At 52.5% G+C, this 21,184-nt stretch carries 24 protein-coding genes; 16 read left to right on the forward strand and 8 right to left on the reverse strand.

Annotated elements, in window-relative coordinates:
• The first annotated feature begins 6 nt into the window (after positions 1-6).
• The 11 genes from EHW56_RS14035 (at position 7) to mgtE (ending at position 8,408) form a co-directional block, all read left to right on the forward strand.
• Complete coding sequence (locus EHW56_RS14035) at positions 7-981, forward strand: KpsF/GutQ family sugar-phosphate isomerase (protein ID WP_046073914.1); 975 nt, start codon at positions 7-9, stop codon at positions 979-981.
• Positions 981-1,541: a 3-deoxy-manno-octulosonate-8-phosphatase KdsC gene (gene kdsC / locus EHW56_RS14040; protein ID WP_077606040.1), complete on the forward strand. Its 561-nt coding sequence runs from the start codon at positions 981-983 to the stop codon at positions 1,539-1,541. Before EHW56_RS14035 ends, kdsC begins: the two co-directional genes overlap by 1 nt.
• Positions 1,538-2,101 carry an LPS export ABC transporter periplasmic protein LptC gene (gene lptC, locus EHW56_RS14045; RefSeq protein ID WP_046073912.1) on the forward strand — a complete coding sequence of 188 codons (564 nt, stop codon included), beginning with the start codon at positions 1,538-1,540 and terminating at the stop codon, positions 2,099-2,101. The genes kdsC and lptC overlap by 4 nt, the downstream gene beginning before the upstream one ends.
• On the forward strand, positions 2,082-2,615 hold the full coding sequence (lptA, locus tag EHW56_RS14050; RefSeq protein ID WP_046074202.1) for a lipopolysaccharide transport periplasmic protein LptA: 534 nt from the start codon (positions 2,082-2,084) through the stop codon (positions 2,613-2,615). The genes lptC and lptA overlap by 20 nt, the downstream gene beginning before the upstream one ends.
• Before the next feature lie 8 nt (positions 2,616-2,623).
• Complete coding sequence (lptB, locus tag EHW56_RS14055) at positions 2,624-3,349, forward strand: LPS export ABC transporter ATP-binding protein (protein WP_152800432.1); 726 nt, start codon at positions 2,624-2,626, stop codon at positions 3,347-3,349.
• A gap of 172 nt (positions 3,350-3,521) precedes the next feature.
• Positions 3,522-4,997, forward strand: coding sequence for an RNA polymerase factor sigma-54 (locus tag EHW56_RS14060; RefSeq protein WP_046073910.1), 1,476 nt, complete (start codon positions 3,522-3,524; stop codon positions 4,995-4,997).
• Positions 4,998-5,022: 25 nt separating this feature from the next.
• Positions 5,023-5,310 carry a ribosome hibernation promoting factor gene (gene hpf / locus EHW56_RS14065; RefSeq protein ID WP_046073909.1) on the forward strand — a complete coding sequence of 96 codons (288 nt, stop codon included), beginning with the start codon at positions 5,023-5,025 and terminating at the stop codon, positions 5,308-5,310.
• 3 nt (positions 5,311-5,313) lie between these two features.
• Complete coding sequence (ptsN, locus tag EHW56_RS14070; RefSeq protein ID WP_046073908.1) at positions 5,314-5,757, forward strand: PTS IIA-like nitrogen regulatory protein PtsN; 444 nt, start codon at positions 5,314-5,316, stop codon at positions 5,755-5,757.
• Positions 5,758-5,782: 25 nt separating this feature from the next.
• Positions 5,783-6,634 (forward strand): RNase adapter RapZ, encoded by an 852-nt coding sequence (gene rapZ, locus EHW56_RS14075; protein ID WP_152796931.1) that lies wholly within the window; start codon positions 5,783-5,785, stop codon positions 6,632-6,634.
• A complete protein-coding gene (locus EHW56_RS15575; protein WP_046073906.1) occupies positions 6,631-6,906 on the forward strand; it encodes an HPr family phosphocarrier protein in 276 nt (91 codons plus the stop codon). The genes rapZ and EHW56_RS15575 overlap by 4 nt, the downstream gene beginning before the upstream one ends.
• A gap of 134 nt (positions 6,907-7,040) precedes the next feature.
• Positions 7,041-8,408: a magnesium transporter gene (gene mgtE, locus EHW56_RS14085; RefSeq protein ID WP_152796935.1), complete on the forward strand. Its 1,368-nt coding sequence runs from the start codon at positions 7,041-7,043 to the stop codon at positions 8,406-8,408.
• A gap of 97 nt (positions 8,409-8,505) precedes the next feature.
• Here mgtE and rpoD read toward each other — a convergent pair whose 3' ends face one another.
• The 4 genes from rpoD to rpsU all read right to left on the reverse strand — a co-directional run bounded on the left by rpoD (position 8,506) and on the right by rpsU (position 12,964).
• Positions 8,506-10,353: an RNA polymerase sigma factor RpoD gene (gene rpoD, locus EHW56_RS14090; RefSeq protein ID WP_046073904.1), complete on the reverse strand. Its 1,848-nt coding sequence runs from the start codon at positions 10,351-10,353 to the stop codon at positions 8,506-8,508.
• 93 nt (positions 10,354-10,446) lie between these two features.
• Positions 10,447-12,198, reverse strand: a complete 1,752-nt coding sequence (gene dnaG / locus EHW56_RS14095; RefSeq protein WP_152796937.1) for a DNA primase — start codon at positions 12,196-12,198, stop codon at positions 10,447-10,449.
• Positions 12,199-12,280: 82 nt separating this feature from the next.
• A complete protein-coding gene (locus EHW56_RS14100; RefSeq protein WP_152796939.1) occupies positions 12,281-12,724 on the reverse strand; it encodes a GatB/YqeY domain-containing protein in 444 nt (147 codons plus the stop codon).
• Positions 12,725-12,748: 24 nt separating this feature from the next.
• Positions 12,749-12,964 (reverse strand): 30S ribosomal protein S21, encoded by a 216-nt coding sequence (gene rpsU / locus EHW56_RS14105; protein ID WP_046073901.1) that lies wholly within the window; start codon positions 12,962-12,964, stop codon positions 12,749-12,751.
• 253 nt (positions 12,965-13,217) lie between these two features.
• Here rpsU and tsaD point away from each other — a divergent pair, with 253 nt between their 5' ends.
• Positions 13,218-14,243, forward strand: coding sequence for a tRNA (adenosine(37)-N6)-threonylcarbamoyltransferase complex transferase subunit TsaD (tsaD, locus tag EHW56_RS14110; protein WP_152796977.1), 1,026 nt, complete (start codon positions 13,218-13,220; stop codon positions 14,241-14,243).
• Between the two features lie 88 nt (positions 14,244-14,331).
• Here tsaD and plsY read toward each other — a convergent pair whose 3' ends face one another.
• Positions 14,332-14,931, reverse strand: a complete 600-nt coding sequence (gene plsY / locus EHW56_RS14115) for a glycerol-3-phosphate 1-O-acyltransferase PlsY (RefSeq protein ID WP_046073899.1) — start codon at positions 14,929-14,931, stop codon at positions 14,332-14,334.
• Between the two features lie 170 nt (positions 14,932-15,101).
• Here plsY and folB point away from each other — a divergent pair, with 170 nt between their 5' ends.
• Genes folB through EHW56_RS14130 form a run of 3 tightly spaced genes read left to right on the forward strand, consistent with a single transcriptional unit; the run spans position 15,102 to position 16,752 of the window.
• Positions 15,102-15,455, forward strand: coding sequence for a dihydroneopterin aldolase (gene folB, locus EHW56_RS14120; RefSeq protein ID WP_152796942.1), 354 nt, complete (start codon positions 15,102-15,104; stop codon positions 15,453-15,455).
• Positions 15,452-15,949: a 2-amino-4-hydroxy-6-hydroxymethyldihydropteridine diphosphokinase gene (folK, locus tag EHW56_RS14125; RefSeq protein WP_172970056.1), complete on the forward strand. Its 498-nt coding sequence runs from the start codon at positions 15,452-15,454 to the stop codon at positions 15,947-15,949. The genes folB and folK overlap by 4 nt, the downstream gene beginning before the upstream one ends.
• Before the next feature lie 5 nt (positions 15,950-15,954).
• Positions 15,955-16,752, forward strand: a complete 798-nt coding sequence (locus tag EHW56_RS14130) for an undecaprenyl-diphosphate phosphatase (RefSeq protein ID WP_077578657.1) — start codon at positions 15,955-15,957, stop codon at positions 16,750-16,752.
• Between the two features lie 65 nt (positions 16,753-16,817).
• Here EHW56_RS14130 and pmbA read toward each other — a convergent pair whose 3' ends face one another.
• Positions 16,818-18,158 carry a metalloprotease PmbA gene (gene pmbA, locus EHW56_RS14135; protein ID WP_152796944.1) on the reverse strand — a complete coding sequence of 447 codons (1,341 nt, stop codon included), beginning with the start codon at positions 18,156-18,158 and terminating at the stop codon, positions 16,818-16,820.
• 128 nt (positions 18,159-18,286) lie between these two features.
• On the opposite strand from pmbA, the gene yjgA reads away from it, so the two are divergent.
• Complete coding sequence (yjgA, locus tag EHW56_RS14140) at positions 18,287-18,814, forward strand: ribosome biogenesis factor YjgA (protein ID WP_046073894.1); 528 nt, start codon at positions 18,287-18,289, stop codon at positions 18,812-18,814.
• Positions 18,815-18,849: 35 nt separating this feature from the next.
• Here yjgA and tldD read toward each other — a convergent pair whose 3' ends face one another.
• Complete coding sequence (gene tldD, locus EHW56_RS14145; protein ID WP_152796946.1) at positions 18,850-20,298, reverse strand: metalloprotease TldD; 1,449 nt, start codon at positions 20,296-20,298, stop codon at positions 18,850-18,852.
• A gap of 66 nt (positions 20,299-20,364) precedes the next feature.
• The gene (locus tag EHW56_RS14150; RefSeq protein WP_046073892.1) at positions 20,365-21,183 is read right to left on the reverse strand and encodes a carbon-nitrogen hydrolase family protein; all 819 of its coding nucleotides are present in this window, start codon (positions 21,181-21,183) and stop codon (positions 20,365-20,367) included.
• Position 21,184 lies beyond the last annotated feature (1 nt).

Genomic DNA, 21,184 nt, shown 5'->3' on the forward strand with positions numbered 1-21,184 from the left:
ACAAGTATGAGTGATTACAGTTTTGATTTTCGCCGCGCAGGGCTTGATGTGCTCAACATTGAGCAAGACGCGATTGCGCAGCTAAAAACGGCGATCGATGACCACTTCGCGGCCGCTTGCCAACTCATCTTACATGCCACGGGGAAAGTGGTGGTGATGGGCATGGGTAAATCCGGCCATATTGGTAAAAAAATCGCCGCGACATTGGCCAGCACGGGGACGCCCGCGTTTTTTGTCCATCCAGGGGAAGCCAGCCACGGCGATCTGGGAATGATAAACCAAGGTGATGTGGTACTGGCCATTTCCAACTCGGGGGAAGCCGGTGAAATCTTAACCTTGCTACCCGTGATTAAACGCCTCGGGATCCCCTTGGTCTGTATGACCGGCAACCCTAATTCCAGCATGGGTCAGCTCGCGAAAGTGAATCTTAATATTCATGTCCCGCAAGAAGCCTGCCCATTGGCCTTGGCCCCCACCTCCAGCACCACCGCCACCTTAGTGATGGGCGATGCCCTCGCGATGGCGTTGATGCAAGCCAGAGGCTTTACCGCGAACGACTTTGCCCTCTCCCACCCCGGCGGCGCACTGGGGCGTAAGCTATTATTACGTATCAGTGATTTAATGCACCAAGACGAGCGCTTACCCGTGGTTGAGGACTCCGCCACCGTCCGTGATGCGCTTTTAGAGGTGTCAGAAAAAGGCCTGGGCATGACAGCGATTGTCGATAGTCACGGGCAACTGACGGGCGTGTTTACCGATGGCGATTTGCGCCGCTTGCTGGATATGCGCATTGACCTGCATACCACCACCATTGGCTCAGTGATGTCGACAAACCCGGTGACCATTGAACCGGAACTGCTCGCGGCAGAAGGACTCAAACTCATGGAAGAGCGTAAAATTAACGGACTGCTGGTTGCTAAAAACGGCCAGCTGCTCGGCGCCCTTAACATGCATGACCTTTTAAAAGCCGGAGTTATCTAATGGCCTCCACTGTGATTGACACCCTCTATGGCCCTGTGGCTGCCGACGTTTTTCAACGTGCGGCGGCGATAAAACTGCTGATTTGCGATATTGACGGCGTCTTCTCCGATGGCCGCGTATACATGGGCAATCAGGGTGAAGAGCTCAAAGCATTTCATACCCGTGATGGGTATGGCATCAAGTCGATCATGAATGCCGGCATCGAGGTCGCAGTGATCACAGGCCGCCAATCGCAGATTGTCGCGAACCGAATGCACGCCCTCGGTGTCCAACATGTTTATCAAGGACAAAGTGACAAACTCACCGCATATCAAGACTTGTGCCGCCATGTTGATGTTTTACCCGCACACACGGCCTACATTGGCGATGACTTAATTGATTGGCCGGTGATGGAGAAAGTCGGGCTTGCCTGCTGTGTGGCCGATGGTCACCCACTCCTTAAGCGTCGAGCGCACTTTGTCACGCAAACAGGCGGTGGCTTTGGTGCCGTGCGTGAAGTGTGCGATCTGATGTTAGAGGCGCGTGGCGAACTCGACCAACACAAGGGCTTGAGTTTATGATCCGGCGGCTTGGCCTGCTTCTATTGGTCGTGCTTTGTGCGGTAACCGGTTACTATTTATTGGTTCAGCATGGCTGGCAGCGGGTACAGCAGGTCACGCCTGATGCCGAAAAACCGCTGTTTACTGGCGAAGCGATTCAAACCGTGCAATATGATGCGGACGGCGTGCGCAGCTACACGGTGCACGCCAAACATCTTGAGCATTATGCCAAGATTGATGAAACCCACTTTAACGAGCCCGTTCTGTGGACGTACAAAGCAGGCAAAGAGGAAGAATGGCGCGTGAGTGCAGACTACGCGATATTGTCCGATGACCACCTGTTGACCATGACGGGCAACGTGCGCATTTTTAACCTACTACCGAATGCGCAAATTGATTCGGTAGCCACTGATTCGGTGACCCTGAATCTCACCACACGAGATTTTTGGTCAGAGAGTCCGACGACGATCACCGGCACCCGTTTTCAAACCAAAGGTAAACGGGTGAAAGGAAATTTCGGTAACCACCAGATGGAATTGTTAGACGATGTTAGAGGCCGATATGAAACGACCCCTCGTTAAAGCGCTGGCAGGTGCCATGTTGCTGCTGTCGCATTACTCACTGGCTCTGAGCAGTGATACTGAGCAACCTATTTATATAGAGTCAGAAAGCCAGCACCTAGATATGGCGACCAACACGGTAACCTTTACCCAAAACGTGGTCCTGACCCAAGGCAGCATTAAAATCTTGGCCGATAAACTGATCGTGATTCGCCCAGAAGGCCAAGAAGGTGATGAAACCATCGAGGCGTATGGCAAGCCGGCGACGTTTGAGCAAACCATGGACGATGGCAAAGAGATTCATGGCGAAGCCAACAAACTGCGCTACGAAGTGGGCAATGAATTTCTTAAAATGTCGACCAATGCGATGCTTGAGCAAAGTGGCAATCAGGTGGAAGGCAACGTGATCACCTATGAAATCGACAAGCAACAACTTGTAGCAGAAAGTGATAGTACCAAACGCGTCACCACGATTTTGCAGCCGAGCACCAAATCGTCATCCTCTCAGGATGCATCCACGTCAGACGAGCAATAAGAGGCGACATGGCAACACTCACAGCAGCCAATTTGGCCAAAAGTTATAAAGGGCGAAAGGTGGTCGCCGATGTCAGCTTGGAAGTGAAATCCGGTGAAATTGTTGGTCTTTTAGGCCCTAACGGTGCAGGTAAAACCACGTCTTTTTACATGATTGTCGGCTTGGTCGCTCGTGACGAAGGGGCCATCTATATCGATGACAAAGACATTAGCATTCAGCCGATGCATAACCGCTCACGCCTGGGGATTGGCTACTTACCACAAGAGGCCTCGATATTTCGCAAGCTGAGCGTCTACGATAACCTAATGGCGGTGCTACAAACCCGTGAGTCGTTAAGCAAAGAAGAGCGCCAAGACAAGGCAGAAGATCTGTTGGATGAGTTTAATATTCAGCATATCCGTGACAGCCTGGGGATGGCCTTATCCGGTGGTGAGCGCCGTCGGGTAGAGATCGCGCGTGCATTGGCCGCCAACCCCAAATTTATTTTGCTGGATGAGCCGTTTGCAGGGGTCGACCCGATATCGGTGATCGATATTAAGAAAATCATCGAGCACTTACGTGATCGTGGCTTAGGCGTGCTGATTACCGACCACAATGTGCGCGAAACGCTCAGTGTCTGTGAACATGCTTACATTGTCAGCCAAGGACACTTGATTGCACACGGTACCCCTGATGAAGTGCTTAATGATGAGCATGTCAAACGGGTCTATTTGGGTGATCAGTTCAAACTCTAATGCACCTGATTACGCCAACTCGGTGAGCGTGTTCGGATAAAATATAGTGGACTGGCTCACGCTACAAACTGCCAATCAAGGCTATAGTTAATAAAGAGCGCTTGCCCTGTTAGCCAGAGCAAGCGTTTTTAACCTCTTCGGTCGTTGAAATAAGGAAAGGTGTACCGCCTCTATGAAACCCACGCTTCAGCTTAAGCTTGGACAACAGCTCGCAATGACACCGCAATTGCAGCAGGCTATCCGTCTGCTGCAATTGTCGACGCTGGACTTGCAACAGGAGATCCAAGAAGCGTTGGAAACCAACCCGCTGTTGGAACATGACGAAGGCCAAGAGCAGGAGGCCAGTCAGCACGAGCAATCCCATGATCAAGATACTGCTGAGCAAGAAACAGCAACCGCCAGCGCGGACACCATGGAAACCTCGGACGCGTTTGAAAAGAACGAAATGCCGGACGATCTCCCGGTCGATACGACCTGGGATCATCTCTACTCTGCCGGTACCGGCAACACAGGCGCAGGGGCCAGCGGATACGACGACCAACCCGTTTACCAAGGGGAAACCACCCAAACGCTCTACGACTATTTAAAATGGCAGCTCGAGCTGACGCCCTTTTCGGAAAACGATCAGGTGATCGCCATGGCGATCATTGATGCGGTGGACGATCAAGGTTACTTGTCGGTTAGCACCGAAGAGATCCTCGACAGCTTAGGAAGCGAAGAGATTGAGCTTGACGAAGTCGAAGCGGTGCTCAAACGCGTGCAACATTTTGATCCGCTGGGTGTGGCGTCTCGCTCACTGCAAGAGTGTTTGATGCTGCAACTGGCAACCTACGACGCCGATACCCCTTGGCTCAACGAGGCTCGTAAAGTGCTCACTGAACACATGGACTTACTCGCCAACCGTGATTATCGCCAGTTGATGCGTGAAACCCGGCTAAAAGAGCCTGAGCTTAAGTCAGTGATGCAATTGATTCATAGCCTCGAGCCGCGCCCAGGTAACTTGATTGTGACCAACGAGGCCGAATATGTGGTGCCTGATGTCTCCGTGTTTAAGCATCAAGGGCAGTGGGTGGTCCAAATCAACCCAGATAGCGTGCCCAAACTGAAAGTGAACGAGCAATACGCTGCCTATGGTCGTAATGGTTGTAGCCCCTCTGATAGCCAGTTTATTCGCTCACACCTACAAGAAGCCAAGTGGCTGATCAAAAGCCTGGAAAGCCGTAATGACACCTTGCTGAAGGTGGCACGCTGTATTGTCGAACATCAACACGACTTCTTTGAGTACGGGGAAGAGGCCATGAAGCCGATGGTGCTTAACGACATCGCCTTGGATGTCGATATGCATGAGTCAACCATTTCCCGTGTCACGACACAAAAGTTCATGCATACGCCGCGCGGTATTTTCGAGCTGAAGTACTTTTTCTCTAGTCACGTCAGTACCGACAATGGCGGCGAGTGCTCATCCACAGCAATTCGCGCACTGATCAAAAAATTGGTCGCTGACGAGCCGGCTAATAAGCCGCTTAGCGACAGTAAGATTGCCACATTGCTGGCCGAGCAAGGCATTAAAGTTGCACGACGGACCATTGCTAAGTACCGAGAGTCACTGGGTATTGCGCCGTCAAACCAGCGTAAGCGTCTGCTATAGGCGCCTCAACAGAAGGAAAGTGTGTATGCAAATCAATCTGACCGGACAGTCTGTCGACGTCACGCCACCACTACGCGAGTATGTGGAGACCAAGTTTGCTAAACTCGAGCGCTTTTTCGAGCACATTAATAATGTCCATGTTGTACTGAATGTCCAAAAGCTCGACCAGATTGCAGAAGCAACGCTCCACGTGAACAACGGGGAGATCCATGCAAAAGCACAATCGCATGATATGTATGCGGCCATCGATGGGCTGACCGATAAGCTGGTCAAGCAACTGAGTAAACACAAAGAAAAGCTCAAACAGCACTAAGCTATGGAACTGAAAGAAGTACTGTCAGTGGACTGCACCCGCAGTGCCGTCCACTGCTCTAGCAAGAAACGCGCCCTGGAAATCATCAGCCAGGTTGCTGCGGACAAGCTGGGCACCAACGCACAAACCTTGTTTGAATGCATGCTAAGCCGCGAAAAGCTGGGGACGACCGGCATTGGGGCGGGCATTGCCATTCCCCATGGCCGCACGCTCGACAGCCAACATGCCGTGGGCGTGCTGCTACAATGCGCCGAGCCCATCGAGTTTGATGCGGTGGACAAACGGCCTGTCGATCTGCTGTTTGCGCTGCTAGTGCCTGACGAACAGTGCAAGGTACACCTGCAAACCCTGTCTGCGATTGCCGAGAAGTTGAATGACAAAAAGCTGTGTCGTCAGCTGCGCAATGCCAATTCAGACCAAGAGCTGTACAATATCATTACCCAATAATGAGCAACGCTGACGGGAGCGAACTATGATGCTAAAAATTGTCAGTGGCCGTTCCGGCTCAGGAAAGTCAGTGGCATTGCGGGTACTGGAGGATCTTGGTTATTACTGCGTGGATAACCTGCCCGTCAACTTACTGCGTGACTTTGTTGTCTCGCAAGACGATGCGGACGCAAAAATTGCCGTCAGTCTCGATATTCGCAATTTCCCTAACGCTAAAGAGCCAGTTGCCGATACCTTGGCTGCACTGCGCGAAATCTGCGATGTCACTGTGTACTATTTAGACGCCGACGATAAAGATCTGATTAAACGCTTCAGTGAAACCCGTCGTCTGCATCCCCTTTCTCGACACAACCTCTCATTAGAGCAGGCCATCCAAGCTGAAAAGCAGCAAATGGCGCCAATTAAAGAGCACGCGGATCGGGTAATTAACACCACGGGCTTGTCGATTCACGACTTGAGTGAGTCCGTACGTTCACTAGTACTTGGTCGCACCAGCAGCGATTTGGTGATGGTGTTTGAATCCTTTGGCTTTAAGCATGGTTTGCCCGCCGATGCCGATTATGTCTTTGATGTCCGCTTTCTCCCCAATCCACACTGGGAGCCCGCGCTTCGCCCTCATACTGGGCTCGAGAAGCCTGTGCGTATGTTTCTCGCCGCCCAACCTGACGTGGCCATGTTAGTGGCGCAAATTAAAGGTTTCCTCGAGTCGTGGCTACCTGCACTTAAAAATAATAACCGTAGCTATGTGACCGTGGCGATTGGCTGTACCGGGGGCAAACACCGCTCGGTGTATGTCGCGCAATACTTGTCGGATTATTTTCAGGAGCTGGGCGAGCAAGTGCAAACGCGTCACCGTACCTTGGAGCAAAAACAGTGACCTCGGTATCGACTCAAGTGTGTATTCGTAACCGTTTAGGCTTGCATGCACGCGCCGCCATCAAGCTGGTTGAACTGGTGCAAGAGTATGATGCCGATGTGGTGCTGCAAAGCACAGATAAATCCGCCACTGCTGACAGTGTAATGGCCATGCTGATGCTGGAATCAGCGCAAGGCGAAACCATTACGGTATCGGCCAGCGGCCCGCAGGCAACAACAGCGCTTGATGCGGTGAAAGCATTATTTGAGGCGGGCTTCGACGAAGACAGCTAACGGTCTCGCCTCCTCAACCACTGCGCTGACCAGCGCGGTGAATGGCGCTAAATCCCCTCTATCACCGATTTGTCATGCGACAGACTCCCCTGATTAGGTTAGAATTTTAGTCATTGCATTTGGGGGAGTGGCCGATGGCAGACACATTAGAACAAGAACAAAGTAACCTAACCCACCAACGGCTCCAAGAAGTTACTCAATTGCTTGAGCAAGGCATGTTTGTGCGCGTACGCCGTATGCTTGAGGACATGGAGCCAGAAGACACAGCTCACCTTTTAGAGGCCTCTCCGCCGAAAGGACGTCTGGTACTTTGGCAGCTCACCGACCCGGAAGATCAAGGTGAGATCCTTGATGAGCTCTCAGAAGATGTGAAAGACGGCATCATGGTTCGCATGGCCCCTGATCAGCTCGCGGCAGCGACGGAAGGGATGGAAACCGATGATGTCGCTTACTTGCTCCGTAGCCTACCGCAAGACGTTTCCCAAGACGTGCTGGCGGAAATGGATGCCCAAGACCGGACGCGCGTACAGCAAGCCCTCTCCTACCCCGAGGAGTCCGCGGGCGGGATCATGAACACTGACGTCATCACCATTCGTGATGATGTGACCGTGGATGTGGTATTACGCTATTTGCGGATGCGCGGTGAGTTACCCGACACCACAGATACCCTGTATGTGATCGACCCAAACGGCCGATTAATTGGTAATTTGCCGATCAGCGCCCTGTTGGTTAACCAACCGGATACCGATATCGCTGACATCATGGATGCACCGGATGAGGCGATCAGTGTCACCATGGACGACGGTGATGTCGCCAGCCTGTTTGAACGCCGTAATTGGGTCTCAGCCCCCGTGGTGGATGAGCACAACCACTTGGTCGGTCGAATCACCATTGATGATGTGGTGGACATTATTCGTGAAGACGCTGAGCACTCGATGATGAGCATGGCAGGCCTTGATGACGAAGAAGACACCTTTGCCCCCGCGTTTAAAAGTGCGCGTCGTCGTAGCATCTGGCTGGGGATCAATGTATTGGCGGCCTTAACCGCGGCCTCGGTGTCCAACATGTTTGAAGGGACCCTGGATAAAATGGCGGCCATCGCGGTGTTGATGACCATTGTCCCCTCCATGGGCGGTGTGGCCGGTAACCAGACCGTCGCCTTGGTGATTCGCGGCCTGGCCGTTGGCCATATTGGCGACTCCAATACCCGCTGGCTGCTGGCCAAAGAAGCCACTGTCGGCATGATTAACGGCCTAGTGTGGTCGATGATCATTGGCGGTGTGGTGGTGTTATGGAAAGGCAATATTGAGCTGGGCTTGATCATCTCAGGCGCGATGATGGTTAACCTGTTTGTCGCAGGTATTGCTGGGGTAGCGATCCCCACGTTGCTGAAAAAGTACAATATTGATCCGGCATTGGCCGGTGGGATGGCCCTGACCACGGTCACCGATGTGGTCGGTCTGCTCGCCTTTTTGGGGCTGGCTACCTTATTTATTACTTAGCCTCTATTACCTAGCCTCTATTAACTAGGCTCGGTAGGATAAAAAAAGGCGAGCCATCTGGCTCGCCTTTCTTGTCAGGTCGCTTGAAACCGCGTCATTACTCGTCCAAGAAGCTACGCAATGTCTCAGAGCGGCTTGGATGACGTAACTTACGCAGCGCTTTCGCCTCAATCTGGCGAATACGTTCACGGGTCACATCAAACTGCTTACCCACTTCTTCCAGCGTATGGTCGGTATTCATTTCAATACCAAAGCGCATACGCAGTACTTTCGCTTCACGCGGTGTCAGGCCAGCTAGCACGTCATTGGTTGCCATTTTGAGGTTGTTCGACGTTGCCGAATCCATCGGTAGCTCCAACGTCGTGTCCTCGATAAAGTCACCCAGGTGTGAATCTTCATCATCACCAATTGGGGTTTCCATCGAGATCGGTTCTTTGGCGATCTTCAGTACCTTGCGAATTTTATCTTCCGGCATCAACATCCGCTCAGCCAGCTCTTCAGGCAGCGGCTCACGCCCCATTTCCTGAAGCATCTGACGCGAAATACGGTTGAGCTTGTTGATAGTCTCAATCATGTGTACCGGAATACGGATGGTTCGCGCTTGGTCCGCAATCGAACGCGTGATTGCCTGACGGATCCACCAGGTCGCATAAGTTGAGAACTTATAGCCACGGCGATATTCAAACTTATCGACCGCTTTCATCAAGCCAATGTTACCTTCCTGGATAAGGTCCAAGAACTGCAGGCCACGGTTGGTATATTTCTTAGCAATCGAAATAACCAGACGTAGGTTGGCCTCAACCATTTCTTTTTTCGCACGGCGTGCTTTCGCTTCACCGATAGACATACGACGGCTGATGTCTTTGATCCGCTCGACCGACAAGCCCGTCTCTTCCTCGATGATCTTCAGCTTCTGCACACAGCGGCGAAGATCTTCTTCGTAACGCGCCACACGCTCTGCGTAAGGCTTGCCAGAGTTCAGTGCTTCGTCAATCCATGCATCCGATGACTCATTGCCCGCAAACAATTGAACGAAGGTTTTCTTCGGCATTTTGGCCTGATCGACACAAAGACGCATCACCAAACGCTCTTGGGTGCGCACCTTGTCCATGGTTTGACGCATGTCATTAACCAGACGATCAAACTGTTTGGGGATCAGACGGAACTGCTTAAACGTTTCAGACAGCGCATCGATCGATTCTTTCGTACGCTCATCATAACGGCCGTACTGTTGGATCGCCGTTTCCATCGCCGCATAGGTGCGACGAAGCTCGCTGAACTTCTCACGCGCCAGTTCAGGATCGATACCAACATCTTCATCACTCTCATCGTCTTCGTCGGTATCGTCTTTGTCTTCGTCTTCATCATCTTCGTCATCAAGCTCTTTTTCGCTGAGCTCGGAGCCGATATGGGTCGCCGTAGGTGCGACGTCATCCTGGTCTGGATCGATAAAACCAGAAATAATGTCGGTTAAGCGAAGCTCTTCTGCTTCCACTTTATCGAACTGATCGAGCAGTGAGGCAATCGAGGCCGGATATTCTGCCACCGAACACTGCACCTGGTTGATGCCGTCTTCGATACGCTTGGCGATATCGATCTCACCCTCACGGGTCAACAGCTCAACCGTGCCCATTTCTCGCATATACATGCGAACAGGATCCGTGGTGCGACCGATTTCACTCTCCACGCTAGAAAGTGCTGCCGCCGCTGCTTCGGCTGCGTCTTCGTCGGCCACGGTTTCTGACATCATTAGCTCATCGGCATCAGGAGCGGCTTCCACCACTTGAATGCCCATGTCGTTAATCATCTGAATGATGTCTTCTATTTGGTCGGAATCGACAATGTCTTCCGGGAGGTGGTCATTAACTTCGGCATAGGTCAGATAGCCTTGCTCCTTGCCTTTTGCGACAAGCAACTTTAGCTGTGACTGCGGATTTTGATCCATAGACGATATCCAACTTCGGGTCTGAGTGAAGAATTTAGTATGCGGAAACGCAAACCGCCAATTTTAACAAATGTCACCTTTGCTGGCTACTTTCTAAACGGACTGGCTCTGTATCAGTAGCATCAGTTCCCGCTTCTCTTCGACTGATAAGCCGACGGTATTTGACTTCGCTTGCAACTTGGCTATTTGTTGTTCGACACACTGGGCGAGTATTTTATCCAGTGAATCGCAAAAAAGTTCTGACGCATTTTCATCGTCAACATGTAGATCCCAGCCAGCCAAGCGGGCTAGCAAGGGCTCTTGTTTGGTTCCCCGCCAGCGCTCAAGCAACTGACCGGTAGTGATATGGGGGCGCTGTCGACAAATCTCAAGGATGGGGTTTAACAACGCTAACCCAGGTAAATCAATGGTGTCGGCCGATGGTAACGGCGGCACCTCTTGGCCGAGTTTAGGGTACTGCACTAATAGCGCAATCACCTCACGCATCGGCGTGCGTTTAATATCCTGCTGACCATGGACTTTTGCCGGCTGGCCCTGACGACGAATCAGGGTATCGAGCTGATGGTCATCCATGATACCCAGTTTCTGTCCTAGGGTATTTCGCAAGTAAAGACGTAAGGTATCACCCGGCACCTTTTCAATCAGCGGCACCGCCAAATTCGCCAGCTTGGCTTTGCCCTCTTGGCTACTGGTGTCCACCTGCTTGAGCAACGTATTAAACATAAAGGTCGATAGGCTTTGTGCCTCACCTAAACGTTGCTCAAACCCCTCTTTGCCTTCTTGGCGGATCATGGAGTCAGGGTCGTCACCATCCGGCAAAAACATAAATTTTAATTGGCGACCATCATGAATATACGGCAACGCTTGCTCCATCGCCCGCCAAGCGGCATCGCGCCCGGCTCTATCGCCGTCGTAGCAACACAGTATAGTACCGGTTTGCCGGAAAAGGGTTTGAATATGTTCTCCCGTGGTCGAGGTGCCCAAGGAGGCGACCGCATAATCCACGCCAAATTGCGCCAATGCGACCACGTCCATGTACCCTTCTACCACGAGTATACGCTCTGGATGGCGATAGCGTTGCATCACCTCATACAAGCCATATAGCTCACGGCCTTTATGGAAAATCGGCGTTTCTGGCGAGTTGAGGTATTTAGGGGTGCCATCGCCTAATACACGCCCACCAAAACCGATCACTCGCCCGCGGCGGTCACGGATCGGGAACATCACGCGGCCACGGAATCTGTCGTAGCTATGGCCGTTATCGTTCTCAATCAACATACCTGCGGTAAGCAACTGGCGAATATCGGCTTGATTGCGACCAAAGCGGCGCTTAATGGTGTCCCATTTATCAGGGACAAAACCGATACCAAACTGTTTAACCACTTCGCCGGATAGACCACGCTGTTTGAGGTAATCAATGGCCACTTGCCCTGCATCAGTGCGTAATTCCCCACTGTAGGTTCGGGCAATGGCTTCCATCATCTCGTAGATCTGACGCTTGTCATCACTGGGCATACTCGGACGCGTGTTACCGCCTCCTGTTTGCTCACGAGGTACCTCTAAGCCTAACGTGCTGGCAAGCTCTTCGATGGCATCAGGAAACTCCAGTCGTTCAAACTCCATCACAAAGTCGATGGCATTGCCGTGCACACCACATCCGAAGCAGTGATAAAACTGCTTATCTTGGCTTACACTGAATGAAGGCGTCTTTTCGTTATGGAAAGGGCAACAGGCACTGTAGTTTTTGCCTTTTTTCTTGAGCTTGACCCGTGCATCAATGATCTCAACGATGTCGAGACGTGAAAGCAAGTCATCAATGAATGCGCGCGGGATTCTGCCTGCCATAACCTGAAATTTATAGGGAGAGAAGCAAACAAGCCGCGCCGTCCAAATAGGAAAGCACGGCTTGTTATAGAGTGGGAAAAGGCTAGCCTAGGTGTGCTTTAACACGCTGGCTTACTTTTCCCATATCAGCACGGCCTTGAACTTGGGGTTTTAATACCCCCATCACTTTGCCCATGTCTTGCATTGACGATGCACCGGATTGTTCAACCGCTGCTTTCACCAATGCATCGACCTCGTCATCGCTTAGAGGATGGGGTAGAAATTCTTCTATCACCGCAATCTCAGCGAGTTCTGTCTCGGCAAGATCATCACGACCGGCTGCTTGGTACTGGGCTACGGAATCACGGCGCTGCTTAACATTTTTGGTCAGCACAGCCTGGATCTCGTCGTCGCTCAGCGACTGACGGGTATCCACCTCTTGCTGCTTAATGGCTGCCATAACAAGGCGAAGCGTCCCTAGACGTGCCTTGTCTTTTTGTTTCATCGCCGTTTTCTGGGCGTCTTTTAGACGTTCAAGCAATTCCATAGCACCTTCCTGAATCTGTCTTTATTAGTACAGACGTACGCGGCGTTGGTTTTCGCGTGCCAACTTCTTCAGGTGACGCTTCTGAGCGGCAGCTTTAGCGCGTTTGCGAACGGTAGTTGGCTTTTCATAGTTCTCACGACGGCGAACTTCAGAAAGAATACCGGCTTTTTCACAAGAGCGCTTAAAGCGACGCAGTGCTACGTCAAATGGTTCGTTTTCACGTACTTTAACTACTGGCATGTGCCTTTCACCTCGGGGGTTGTCAGTTACTGCTGGCGAACAATTGGCCAGCCTTGATTAAAAATGGTGCGAAATTCTAATCCGAAGAGGGGGTGAATGTAAAGCACATCTGGCGAATTACTTCTAAGCCATGTAAGATTGCGCGCACGGTCAGTCTGTTCTGACCCTCTCTTCTCCACTTCGATTGTCACATTATATCATGTGGGCATTGATCTTAAATACACAATCTATCGGCTGTTAACCTGAGGTTATGATGCGCATTTTAGGCATAGAGACATCTTGTGACGAAACCGGCATTGCGATCTACGACGATCACGCAGGTCTCTTGTCACACCAACTTTACAGTCAGGTAAAACTGCATGCCGATTATGGCGGCGTGGTACCCGAGCTGGCCTCGCGCGATCATGTTAAAAAAACCTTGCCACTGATTAAAGCGGCCATGGCAGAAGCCAACCTCACCCCCGCCCAGATTGACGGTATTGCCTATACCGCCGGTCCAGGATTGGTCGGTGCCTTACTGGTTGGCTCCACCATTGGCCGAAGCCTCGCCTATGCCTGGCAAGTCCCCGCGGTAGGCGTTCACCATATGGAAGGTCACCTTCTCGCCCCGATGCTAGAAGACAACCCGCCGCCGTTTCCGTTTATCGCCTTGTTGGTCTCTGGCGGACACACACAATTGGTCGAAGTGAAAGGGATTGGTCAGTATCGCATTCTTGGTGAGTCAATTGACGACGCCGCCGGTGAGGCGTTTGACAAAACCGCCAAGCTGATGGGCCTTGACTATCCAGGAGGGCCCTTGCTGTCGAAACTGGCAGAAAACGGCACCCACGGCCGTTTTACCTTTCCACGCCCGATGACCGACCGTCCCGGTTTAGACTTTAGCTTCTCAGGGTTAAAAACCTTTGCCGCCAATACCATTGCCGCCAATGAGACGGATGCGCAAACCCGTGCTGATATTGCCTATGCGTTTCAGGATGCCGTGGTCGATACCCTGGCTATCAAGTGTAAGCGTGCGCTAGACCAGTGCGGACTAAATCGCTTAGTGGTCGCGGGCGGCGTGAGTGCCAACCGTCATTTGCGGGAAAAGCTCGAAGCGCTGACGCAAAAACGGGGTGGCGACGTGTTCTATCCTCGCCCTGAGTTTTGTACCGATAATGGCGCGATGATCGCCTATGCGGGCATGCAGCGGCTTAAAAACGGCGAGCATATGGGGCTGGGTGTGAAAGCGCAGCCACGTTGGCCACTCGACACGCTTGCCGCGGTCGACACCGACGCCTAACATTGGTCAAACCAGATAGACAAAAGGCAGCCTTACGCTGCCTTTTTGCTACTAACGCACCAGCGTATAACCTGCCTCTTACCTGTCGCTAACGTCGCCACCAACCAAGAAGCACGGGTTTTTCGTCACCATCCAACAAGCGCCGGATATTGTCGTAGTGACGAAACAAAATCAAACACGAAAGCATGGCGACGGGCATGGTAAATTGCGGCTTAATCCACCAGGTAAATAGGGGGGCGACGATCGCTGTTACAATCGCACTCAGTGAGGAGTAGCCCGTCAACACAAGCACCAGCCCCCAGGTCGCCACCAGCAAGCCGGTTAGACTCAAACCAATCGGCGCCATCGCGCCCAGTGCGGTCGCCACCCCTTTGCCGCCACGGAAATGGAAAAAGACCGGATAAATATGTCCAAGACAGGCAGCAATCGCAATCAGGCCCAGCAGGAATGGGTTAATGCCAATCAGGTAGCTTAGCCAAACGGGGATCATCCCTTTTAGCATGTCACACAGCAGCACCCATGCCGCGGCAAAGCGCCCACCAAGGCGATAAACGTTAGTCGCACCTGGGTTTTTCGACCCTTGATCTCTTGGGTCTGGCAGGCCAAACGCTCGACAGACCAACACGGCACTGGACACAGAGCCAAGTAAGTAGGCAGCGATGATGATGGCAATGGCCAATGCAGTCATGTGAAATCCCTAGAGTTTGTGCCGCATTCGTTGCTATAGTGCGCCGACGTTCATCGATAAACCTATCATGGATCGGAACGCATTGCGTATCCATCTGTCAATGAACACATCCAATAATACGAACTTTCTTACCACAGTGGTATCCGACCTGTCACGGAGTGTGAAAAAACATGGATTCCGTATTCATAGAGCAACTCGACGTGTACACCACTATCGGTGTCTACGATTGGGAACAAACCATCCAGCAAAAGTTGGTGTTGGATATTGAAATGGCGCACGATAATCAACCCGCCGCCCAACAGGATGACGTGGCACTGGCGCTTGATTATGCCAGTATCAGTGAGGCGGTCATCGCCCATGTACAAGTCAGCCGCTGTGCGTTGATCGAACGTGTCGCGGAAGAGGTCGCTCACTTAATCCAAACCCAGTTTGGCGTCCGCTGGATTAAAGTGCGGGTAGCCAAGCCAGGCGCAGTCGCGCAGGCTCGTAACGTGGGTGTAGTCATAGAGCGAGGCACACGGTGACACAAGCATTACTTAGTATTGGCTCTAACATTGAGCGCGATCATCACATCGAACAGGCCGTTAAAGCCTTGCGCCAGCTTGACCCACACTGCCGCTTTTCCCGCATTTTTGAAGCCGAACCAGTCGGGTTTGAAGGCCCTCATTTTTACAACCTGATTGCCGAGCTTCACACCTCGCTTCCGTTGCACGACTTTTGGCAAGCCGTTCGTGACGTTGAATCGCAACAAGGCCGCGAGCGCAACGATCTTAAATGCCGCGATCGCACCATAGACATCGACTTACTCACGTTTGGCGAACATTGCCAGGCAAAAGGGCCCATGCTGCCTCGAGACGATATCTATAAATTTGCCTTCACGCTCCGCCCGCTCGCCGAGCTCTGCCCTGACCAAGCTATTCCTGGCGATGGCCGTACCTTCGCCCAGCTTTGGCAGACCTTTGACCAAGACCAACCACTCTGGCCGATTGAGACGCCGCCGTATTTGAAGGATATTTAAGCACCATGAGCCTCTTTGAAGCCTTTTTTCTGGCCTTGATTCAAGGGTTAACCGAGTTTCTTCCTATTTCCAGCTCCGCACACCTTATTCTGCCTTCACAGCTTTTTGGCTGGGCCGATCAGGGGCTCGCCTTTGATGTTGCCGTACACGTCGGCACACTGGCCGCAGTGGTGGGGTATTTTCGCCGTGAAGTGTGGCGTCTGCTTAAGGCCTTTTTTGCCTCACTCAAAGGGGAGCACAGCTCGGATAGTCAATTGGCATGGATGATCGTCTTAGCCACGATCCCGGCGTGTGTGGCCGGTTTGTTCTTAAAAGACGTGATCGAGCTTTACCTGCGAGCAGCCTGGGTGATCGCGGCAACCACACTGATTTTTGGTGGTTTATTGTGGTGGGCGGATCGCAAAGCGACCCAAACATGCGATGAATATCAAACCACGCCCTACCGCGCGGTACTGATAGGCGTTGCGCAAGCCCTTGCCCTCATTCCTGGCACCTCGCGCTCGGGGGCGACCATTACCGCAGCCTTAATGCTCGGTTATACACGCGAAGCCGCGGCACGTTTTTCATTTTTGATGTCAATTCCTATCATCACACTCGCCGGCTCCTATCTAGGCCTACAGCTTGCGACCAGCCCAGAGCCGGTGGCGATGGACGCGATTGGGGTTGGCTTGTTGGTATCGTTTGTCAGTGCTTATGCGTGTATTCACGCCTTTTTAAAGCTGGTGACACGGGTGGGCATGTTACCCTTCGTGATCTATCGCTTGGTATTGGGTGTGCTATTGCTGGCGTTTATCGCCGGATAAAAAAACACCAAGCACGATATACGTGCTTGGTGATCTCACACTGAGGGGGATTAGCGACCTAAGCGTTATTCCCCCGCGACTTTCATTGCATCAATGATCACTGAGCCAGTTTGAATTTGGCTGCGCGTTTCGATATCGGTGCCAATCGCGACAATGTTAGCGAACATCTCGTTGAGATTACCGGCAATGGTGATCCCACTCACCGGGTATTGGATCTCACCGTTTTCCACCCAAAAGCCTGCCGCGCCCCGTGAGTAATCCCCAGTCACTGGGTTCACCCCTTGTCCCATCAACTCAGTCACCAATAATCCCGTGCCTAAGGTTTTTAGCATGGCATCGGCATCTTGGCCAGTGTGGCTAACGTACCAGTTGTGAATACCGCCTGCATGCCCGGTTGGTTCCATGCCCAGCTTACGCGCGGCATAACTGGTGGCGAGATACGTGTTTAGTACACCCTTTTCAATGATACGCCTGTCTTGCGTGATCATCCCTTCGCTATCAAAAGGCGCACTGGCGGAGCCTTTTCGTACATGAGGCAGCTCATTGATGGTGAGCCAATCTGGGAAGATCTGCTCGCCTTTCTTATCGAGCAAGAAAGAGGACTTGCGGTAAAGTGCGGAACCGCTGATGGCCATCACCAAATGGCCAAACAGCCCGGTCGCCACACTGCGATCGAACATCACCGGCACTTGGCATGTGGAGACACTGCGTGGATTTAAGCGCGCCACGGCGTGTTTGGCCGCTTCGACTCCCACAAAGGTCGGTGTCCATAAGTCCGCTTTGTCACGCGCCACGGTGTAGCTCATGTCACGCTCCATCCCTGCATCACTTTCCGCAATCACTGAGCAGCTTAACGCTTGGCGGCTCGAGGGATAGCTGCCCAGCATGCCATGGCTGTTGCCATACACTCGCACACCATAATGACTGTCATAGCTGGCACCATCACTGAATTTGATGCGGCTGTCGTGATTGAGCGCCGCTTGCTCGGCTTCAATCGCCAAGGCGGCGGCGGTATCAGGCTCGGGCTCATCGGGATAGAACAAATCGAGATCAGGATAGTCAAACGCCATTAACGCTTTAGGCGCAGGGCCGCCAAAGGGGTCAGGCGAAGTATAGCTTGCAATCTCAAGCGCCGCTTCAACGGTTTTCGCAATCGCTTTTTCTGACAAATCAGTCGTGGATGCGCTGCCTTTGCGCTGCTCACAATATACGGTGATCCCAAGGGCACCGTCTTGATTGAACTCCACGTTTTCGACTTCGCCCATCCGCGAGCTGACGCTGATGCCGGTACTTTTGGTAATCGCCACTTCCGCCTGGTCACTTTTGGCCGATGCCATGTCGAGCGCACGGCTGACAGCTTGACGAAGTTGCTGCTCTTGCTCGGCGACTTGTTGTTTCACACTCATAGTTGACCTTTTTGATTCGCATTCAAGTTCGACACACTCAGCGCCACGCGCCTATGATAAAAAAGCCCGCGTTTGGGCGCATTTCTTGTTAACATACGTGTCATTGCACATTCTCACTGAGGTTGAACATGGGCCGTAAAAATAAACCCGCTCCCTGGGAGGAAGAGGAAGAGATCATCTGGGTCAGCAAGTCCGAGATGAAACGCGATATGCTTGCCTTGCAAGAACTTGGCGAAGCACTGGTCAAACTCAAACCAGCCGTGTTAGAAAAATTCCCGCTCGACGATGACTTGCTCAGCGCGATTACCGACGCACAACGCTTGAAAAACGAAGCACGCCGTCGCCAACTGCAATATGTTGGCAAGCTTATGCGCTCTCGCGACCCTGAACCGATTCAGGCTGCGCTTGATAAGTTGCAAAACAAGCATGCTCAGCAAACGGTCGAGCTTCACAAGCTTGAGCAGCTCCGTGACCGCATCATTGACCAAGGCGACAGTGCAATTAGCGATGTGCTTTTGCAGTATCCTGATGCCGATCGTCAACGATTACGTCAACTGGCTCGTCAGGCGAAAAAAGAGCAGCAACAAAACAAACCGCCGAAGGCGTATCGCGAAATTTTCCAGTATCTCAAAAGCTTTTACGACCAAAGCCTGTAAACTGCCACGCCAGTGCCCCGCACTGGCGTGCAGACTTAGGACTCAGTGCCTCCAACCGTCATCGCATCCAGTTTCAAGGTCGGCTGTCCAACCCCCACAGGGACGCTTTGTCCGGCTTTACCACATACCCCCACACCTGGGTCAATGGCCAAATCATTCCCCACCATTGAGACTTGCTGCATCGCTTCGATACCGCTGCCAATTAAGGTCGCCCCTTTCACTGGGGTGGTAATTTCACCATTTTCAATCAGGTAAGCCTCTGAGGTGGAGAACACAAACTTACCCGAGGTAATATCGACCTGACCGCCACCAAAGTTTGGCGCATATAAGCCACGCTCCACACTGGCAATCATCGACGCTGGCGAGCTCTCGCCACCCAGCATGTAGGTATTGGTCATCCGCGGCATAGGCAGGTGCGCATAAGACTCTCGTCGGCCATTGCCAGTGGGCGCAACGCCCATGAGACTGGCATTGTGCTTATCTTGCATATAGCCTTTGAGCACACCGTTTTCGATTAACACATTGTACTGGCCCGGGACCCCTTCATCATCGATGCTCAGTGAGCCGCGGCGATCATTCATGGTGCCATCATCGACTATGGTGCACAGCGAAGAGGTCACCTGCTCGCCAAGGCTACCGGTAAATACCGATGACTCTTTTCGGTTAAAGTCCCCTTCAAGGCCGTGACCAACAGCTTCATGTAAAAGTACGCCCGGCCACCCCGCACCCAATACCACGGGCATGGTGCCTGCCGGTGCCGCGCCGGCGCGCAGGTTGACCAGGGCTAAACGAATCGCTTCATCGGCAAATTGCAGCGCGCGTGACTTACCTGCTTGCTCTTGCAGGAATACGTCATAGCCATAACGGCCACCGCCTCCCGCACTGCCGCGTTCACGGCGTCCATCTTGTTCAACCAACACAGAGACAGATAAGCGAACCAACGGGCGAATATCGGCGCCATAAGTACCATCAGTAGCCGCCACCAGCACTTGCTCATACAGGCCATTCAAGCTGGCATTTACCTCTTTCACTCGAGGCTCTTTGGCACGGATATAGCTGTCTATTTCTTTAAGTAGGGCGATTTTTTGCTCGCGCGTTAAACTTGCAAGCGGATCCGTCGGGCCATAATAAGGTTTGGCTTGTACGGCTGAAAAAGCACGCACTTTGCCTTGTCCCCCTGTCGGGGCAATACCGCGTGCTGCGGTGGCACTTTGCATCAAGGCGTCCGGGGTGAGCTGATCCGAGTAGGCAAACCCGGTTTTTTCACCGCTGATCGCTCTGACACCGACCCCACGGTCGATATTAAATGAACCGTCTTTGATGATGCTGTCTTCCAAGGCGAGGGATTCATGCCAGGTGGATTGGAAGAAAATATCACCGTAGTCAATCTGGCGACCGCTCAGGTGCGCCAGTGTCGCATGCAGTTGCGACTCACTCACGCCCGCCGGGCGCAGCAAGGTTTCTTCGACCTGTTCCAGACTCATTCGTTTACTCTTGGTTGTGGCTGCCGAACTGGCAGCCGAGAAAAAAGATAACGCGCCGAGGGTGCGCTATTTCAGTTGGCTTTGCAACCGGGTATGAGACAGTACGGGCATCTTATGCCGAATGGATTCCCCCACACTTAAATCAAGCTCAGCCCAGGTAACGCCTGGCTCACTCCCCAGTGACGCCACAACCTGCCCCCAAGGGTCGATGATCATCGAGTGCCCCCAAGTTTGGCGCCCTTTGCTGTGCTCACCACACTGCCCTGCCGCAATCACCCAACATTGGGTTTCTATCGCTCGCGCCCGCAACAAGGTTTCCCAGTGTGCTTGACCGGTCACGCGGGTAAAGGCCGCCGGCACAGTGATAATGTCGGCACCTTGGGCACGCAGCGCTTGATACATGGGGGCAAAGCGCACATCGTAGCAGATACTTAATCCAAGGCAGCCAAAGGGGGTATCGAGTGTTGCGAGACGGTCACCCGCTTCAAAGTAGTCAGACTCACAATACCGCCCGTGGGCATCGGCCACTTCCACATCAAACAAGTGCAATTTGTCATAGCTGCCGCGTAAATGCCCAGCGTTATCAAACACCAAGCTGGTACTGCTTAACATGCCGTTGTCGTTTTGAATCGGAAAGGCGCCGACCACCAGCCAAAGATCATAATGATGGGCCAATTCGGCAAGCTGTTGCTGCAATGGACCGTGACCCAATCGCTCGGCATGGCGCTGATAATCTTGTTTACTGCCAAACACCAGGGCATTTTCTGGGGTAAGCACCAGTTTGACGCCTTGTTCACTCAAGCGATGTAAACTGGCTTGCAATGCCTTCATGTTGTGGCTGGGATCGGCGCTGGATGTCATCTGGACAACACCTGCTTTCATCATG

Origin of the sequence: Salinivibrio sp. VGrn1, from assembly GCF_009377995.1 — a bacterium.
GTDB classification, from domain to species: Bacteria; Pseudomonadota; Gammaproteobacteria; order Enterobacterales; family Vibrionaceae; genus Salinivibrio; species Salinivibrio siamensis.

Bases quoted from the DNA above. Each gene is read 5' to 3' on its own strand.
- EHW56_RS14035 (WP_046073914.1), top strand. From the start codon at position 7: ATGAGTGATTACAGTTTTGATTTTCGCCGCGCAGGGCTTGATGTGCTC.
- kdsC (WP_077606040.1), top strand. From the start codon at position 981: ATGGCCTCCACTGTGATTGACACCCTCTATGGCCCTGTGGCTGCCGAC.
- lptC (WP_046073912.1), top strand. From the start codon at position 1,538: ATGATCCGGCGGCTTGGCCTGCTTCTATTGGTCGTGCTTTGTGCGGTA.
- lptA (WP_046074202.1), top strand. From the start codon at position 2,082: ATGAAACGACCCCTCGTTAAAGCGCTGGCAGGTGCCATGTTGCTGCTG.
- lptB (WP_152800432.1), top strand. From the start codon at position 2,624: ATGGCAACACTCACAGCAGCCAATTTGGCCAAAAGTTATAAAGGGCGA.
- EHW56_RS14060 (WP_046073910.1), top strand. From the start codon at position 3,522: ATGAAACCCACGCTTCAGCTTAAGCTTGGACAACAGCTCGCAATGACA.
- hpf (WP_046073909.1), top strand. From the start codon at position 5,023: ATGCAAATCAATCTGACCGGACAGTCTGTCGACGTCACGCCACCACTA.
- ptsN (WP_046073908.1), top strand. From the start codon at position 5,314: ATGGAACTGAAAGAAGTACTGTCAGTGGACTGCACCCGCAGTGCCGTC.
- rapZ (WP_152796931.1), top strand. From the start codon at position 5,783: ATGATGCTAAAAATTGTCAGTGGCCGTTCCGGCTCAGGAAAGTCAGTG.
- mgtE (WP_152796935.1), top strand. From the start codon at position 7,041: ATGGCAGACACATTAGAACAAGAACAAAGTAACCTAACCCACCAACGG.
- rpoD (WP_046073904.1), bottom strand. From the start codon at position 10,353: ATGGATCAAAATCCGCAGTCACAGCTAAAGTTGCTTGTCGCAAAAGGC.
- dnaG (WP_152796937.1), bottom strand. From the start codon at position 12,198: ATGGCAGGCAGAATCCCGCGCGCATTCATTGATGACTTGCTTTCACGT.
- EHW56_RS14100 (WP_152796939.1), bottom strand. From the start codon at position 12,724: ATGGAATTGCTTGAACGTCTAAAAGACGCCCAGAAAACGGCGATGAAA.
- rpsU (WP_046073901.1), bottom strand. From the start codon at position 12,964: ATGCCAGTAGTTAAAGTACGTGAAAACGAACCATTTGACGTAGCACTG.
- tsaD (WP_152796977.1), top strand. From the start codon at position 13,218: ATGCGCATTTTAGGCATAGAGACATCTTGTGACGAAACCGGCATTGCG.
- plsY (WP_046073899.1), bottom strand. From the start codon at position 14,931: ATGACTGCATTGGCCATTGCCATCATCATCGCTGCCTACTTACTTGGC.
- folB (WP_152796942.1), top strand. From the start codon at position 15,102: ATGGATTCCGTATTCATAGAGCAACTCGACGTGTACACCACTATCGGT.
- EHW56_RS14130 (WP_077578657.1), top strand. From the start codon at position 15,955: ATGAGCCTCTTTGAAGCCTTTTTTCTGGCCTTGATTCAAGGGTTAACC.
- pmbA (WP_152796944.1), bottom strand. From the start codon at position 18,158: ATGAGTGTGAAACAACAAGTCGCCGAGCAAGAGCAGCAACTTCGTCAA.
- yjgA (WP_046073894.1), top strand. From the start codon at position 18,287: ATGGGCCGTAAAAATAAACCCGCTCCCTGGGAGGAAGAGGAAGAGATC.
- tldD (WP_152796946.1), bottom strand. From the start codon at position 20,298: ATGAGTCTGGAACAGGTCGAAGAAACCTTGCTGCGCCCGGCGGGCGTG.
- EHW56_RS14150 (WP_046073892.1), bottom strand. From the start codon at position 21,183: ATGATGAAAGCAGGTGTTGTCCAGATGACATCCAGCGCCGATCCCAGC.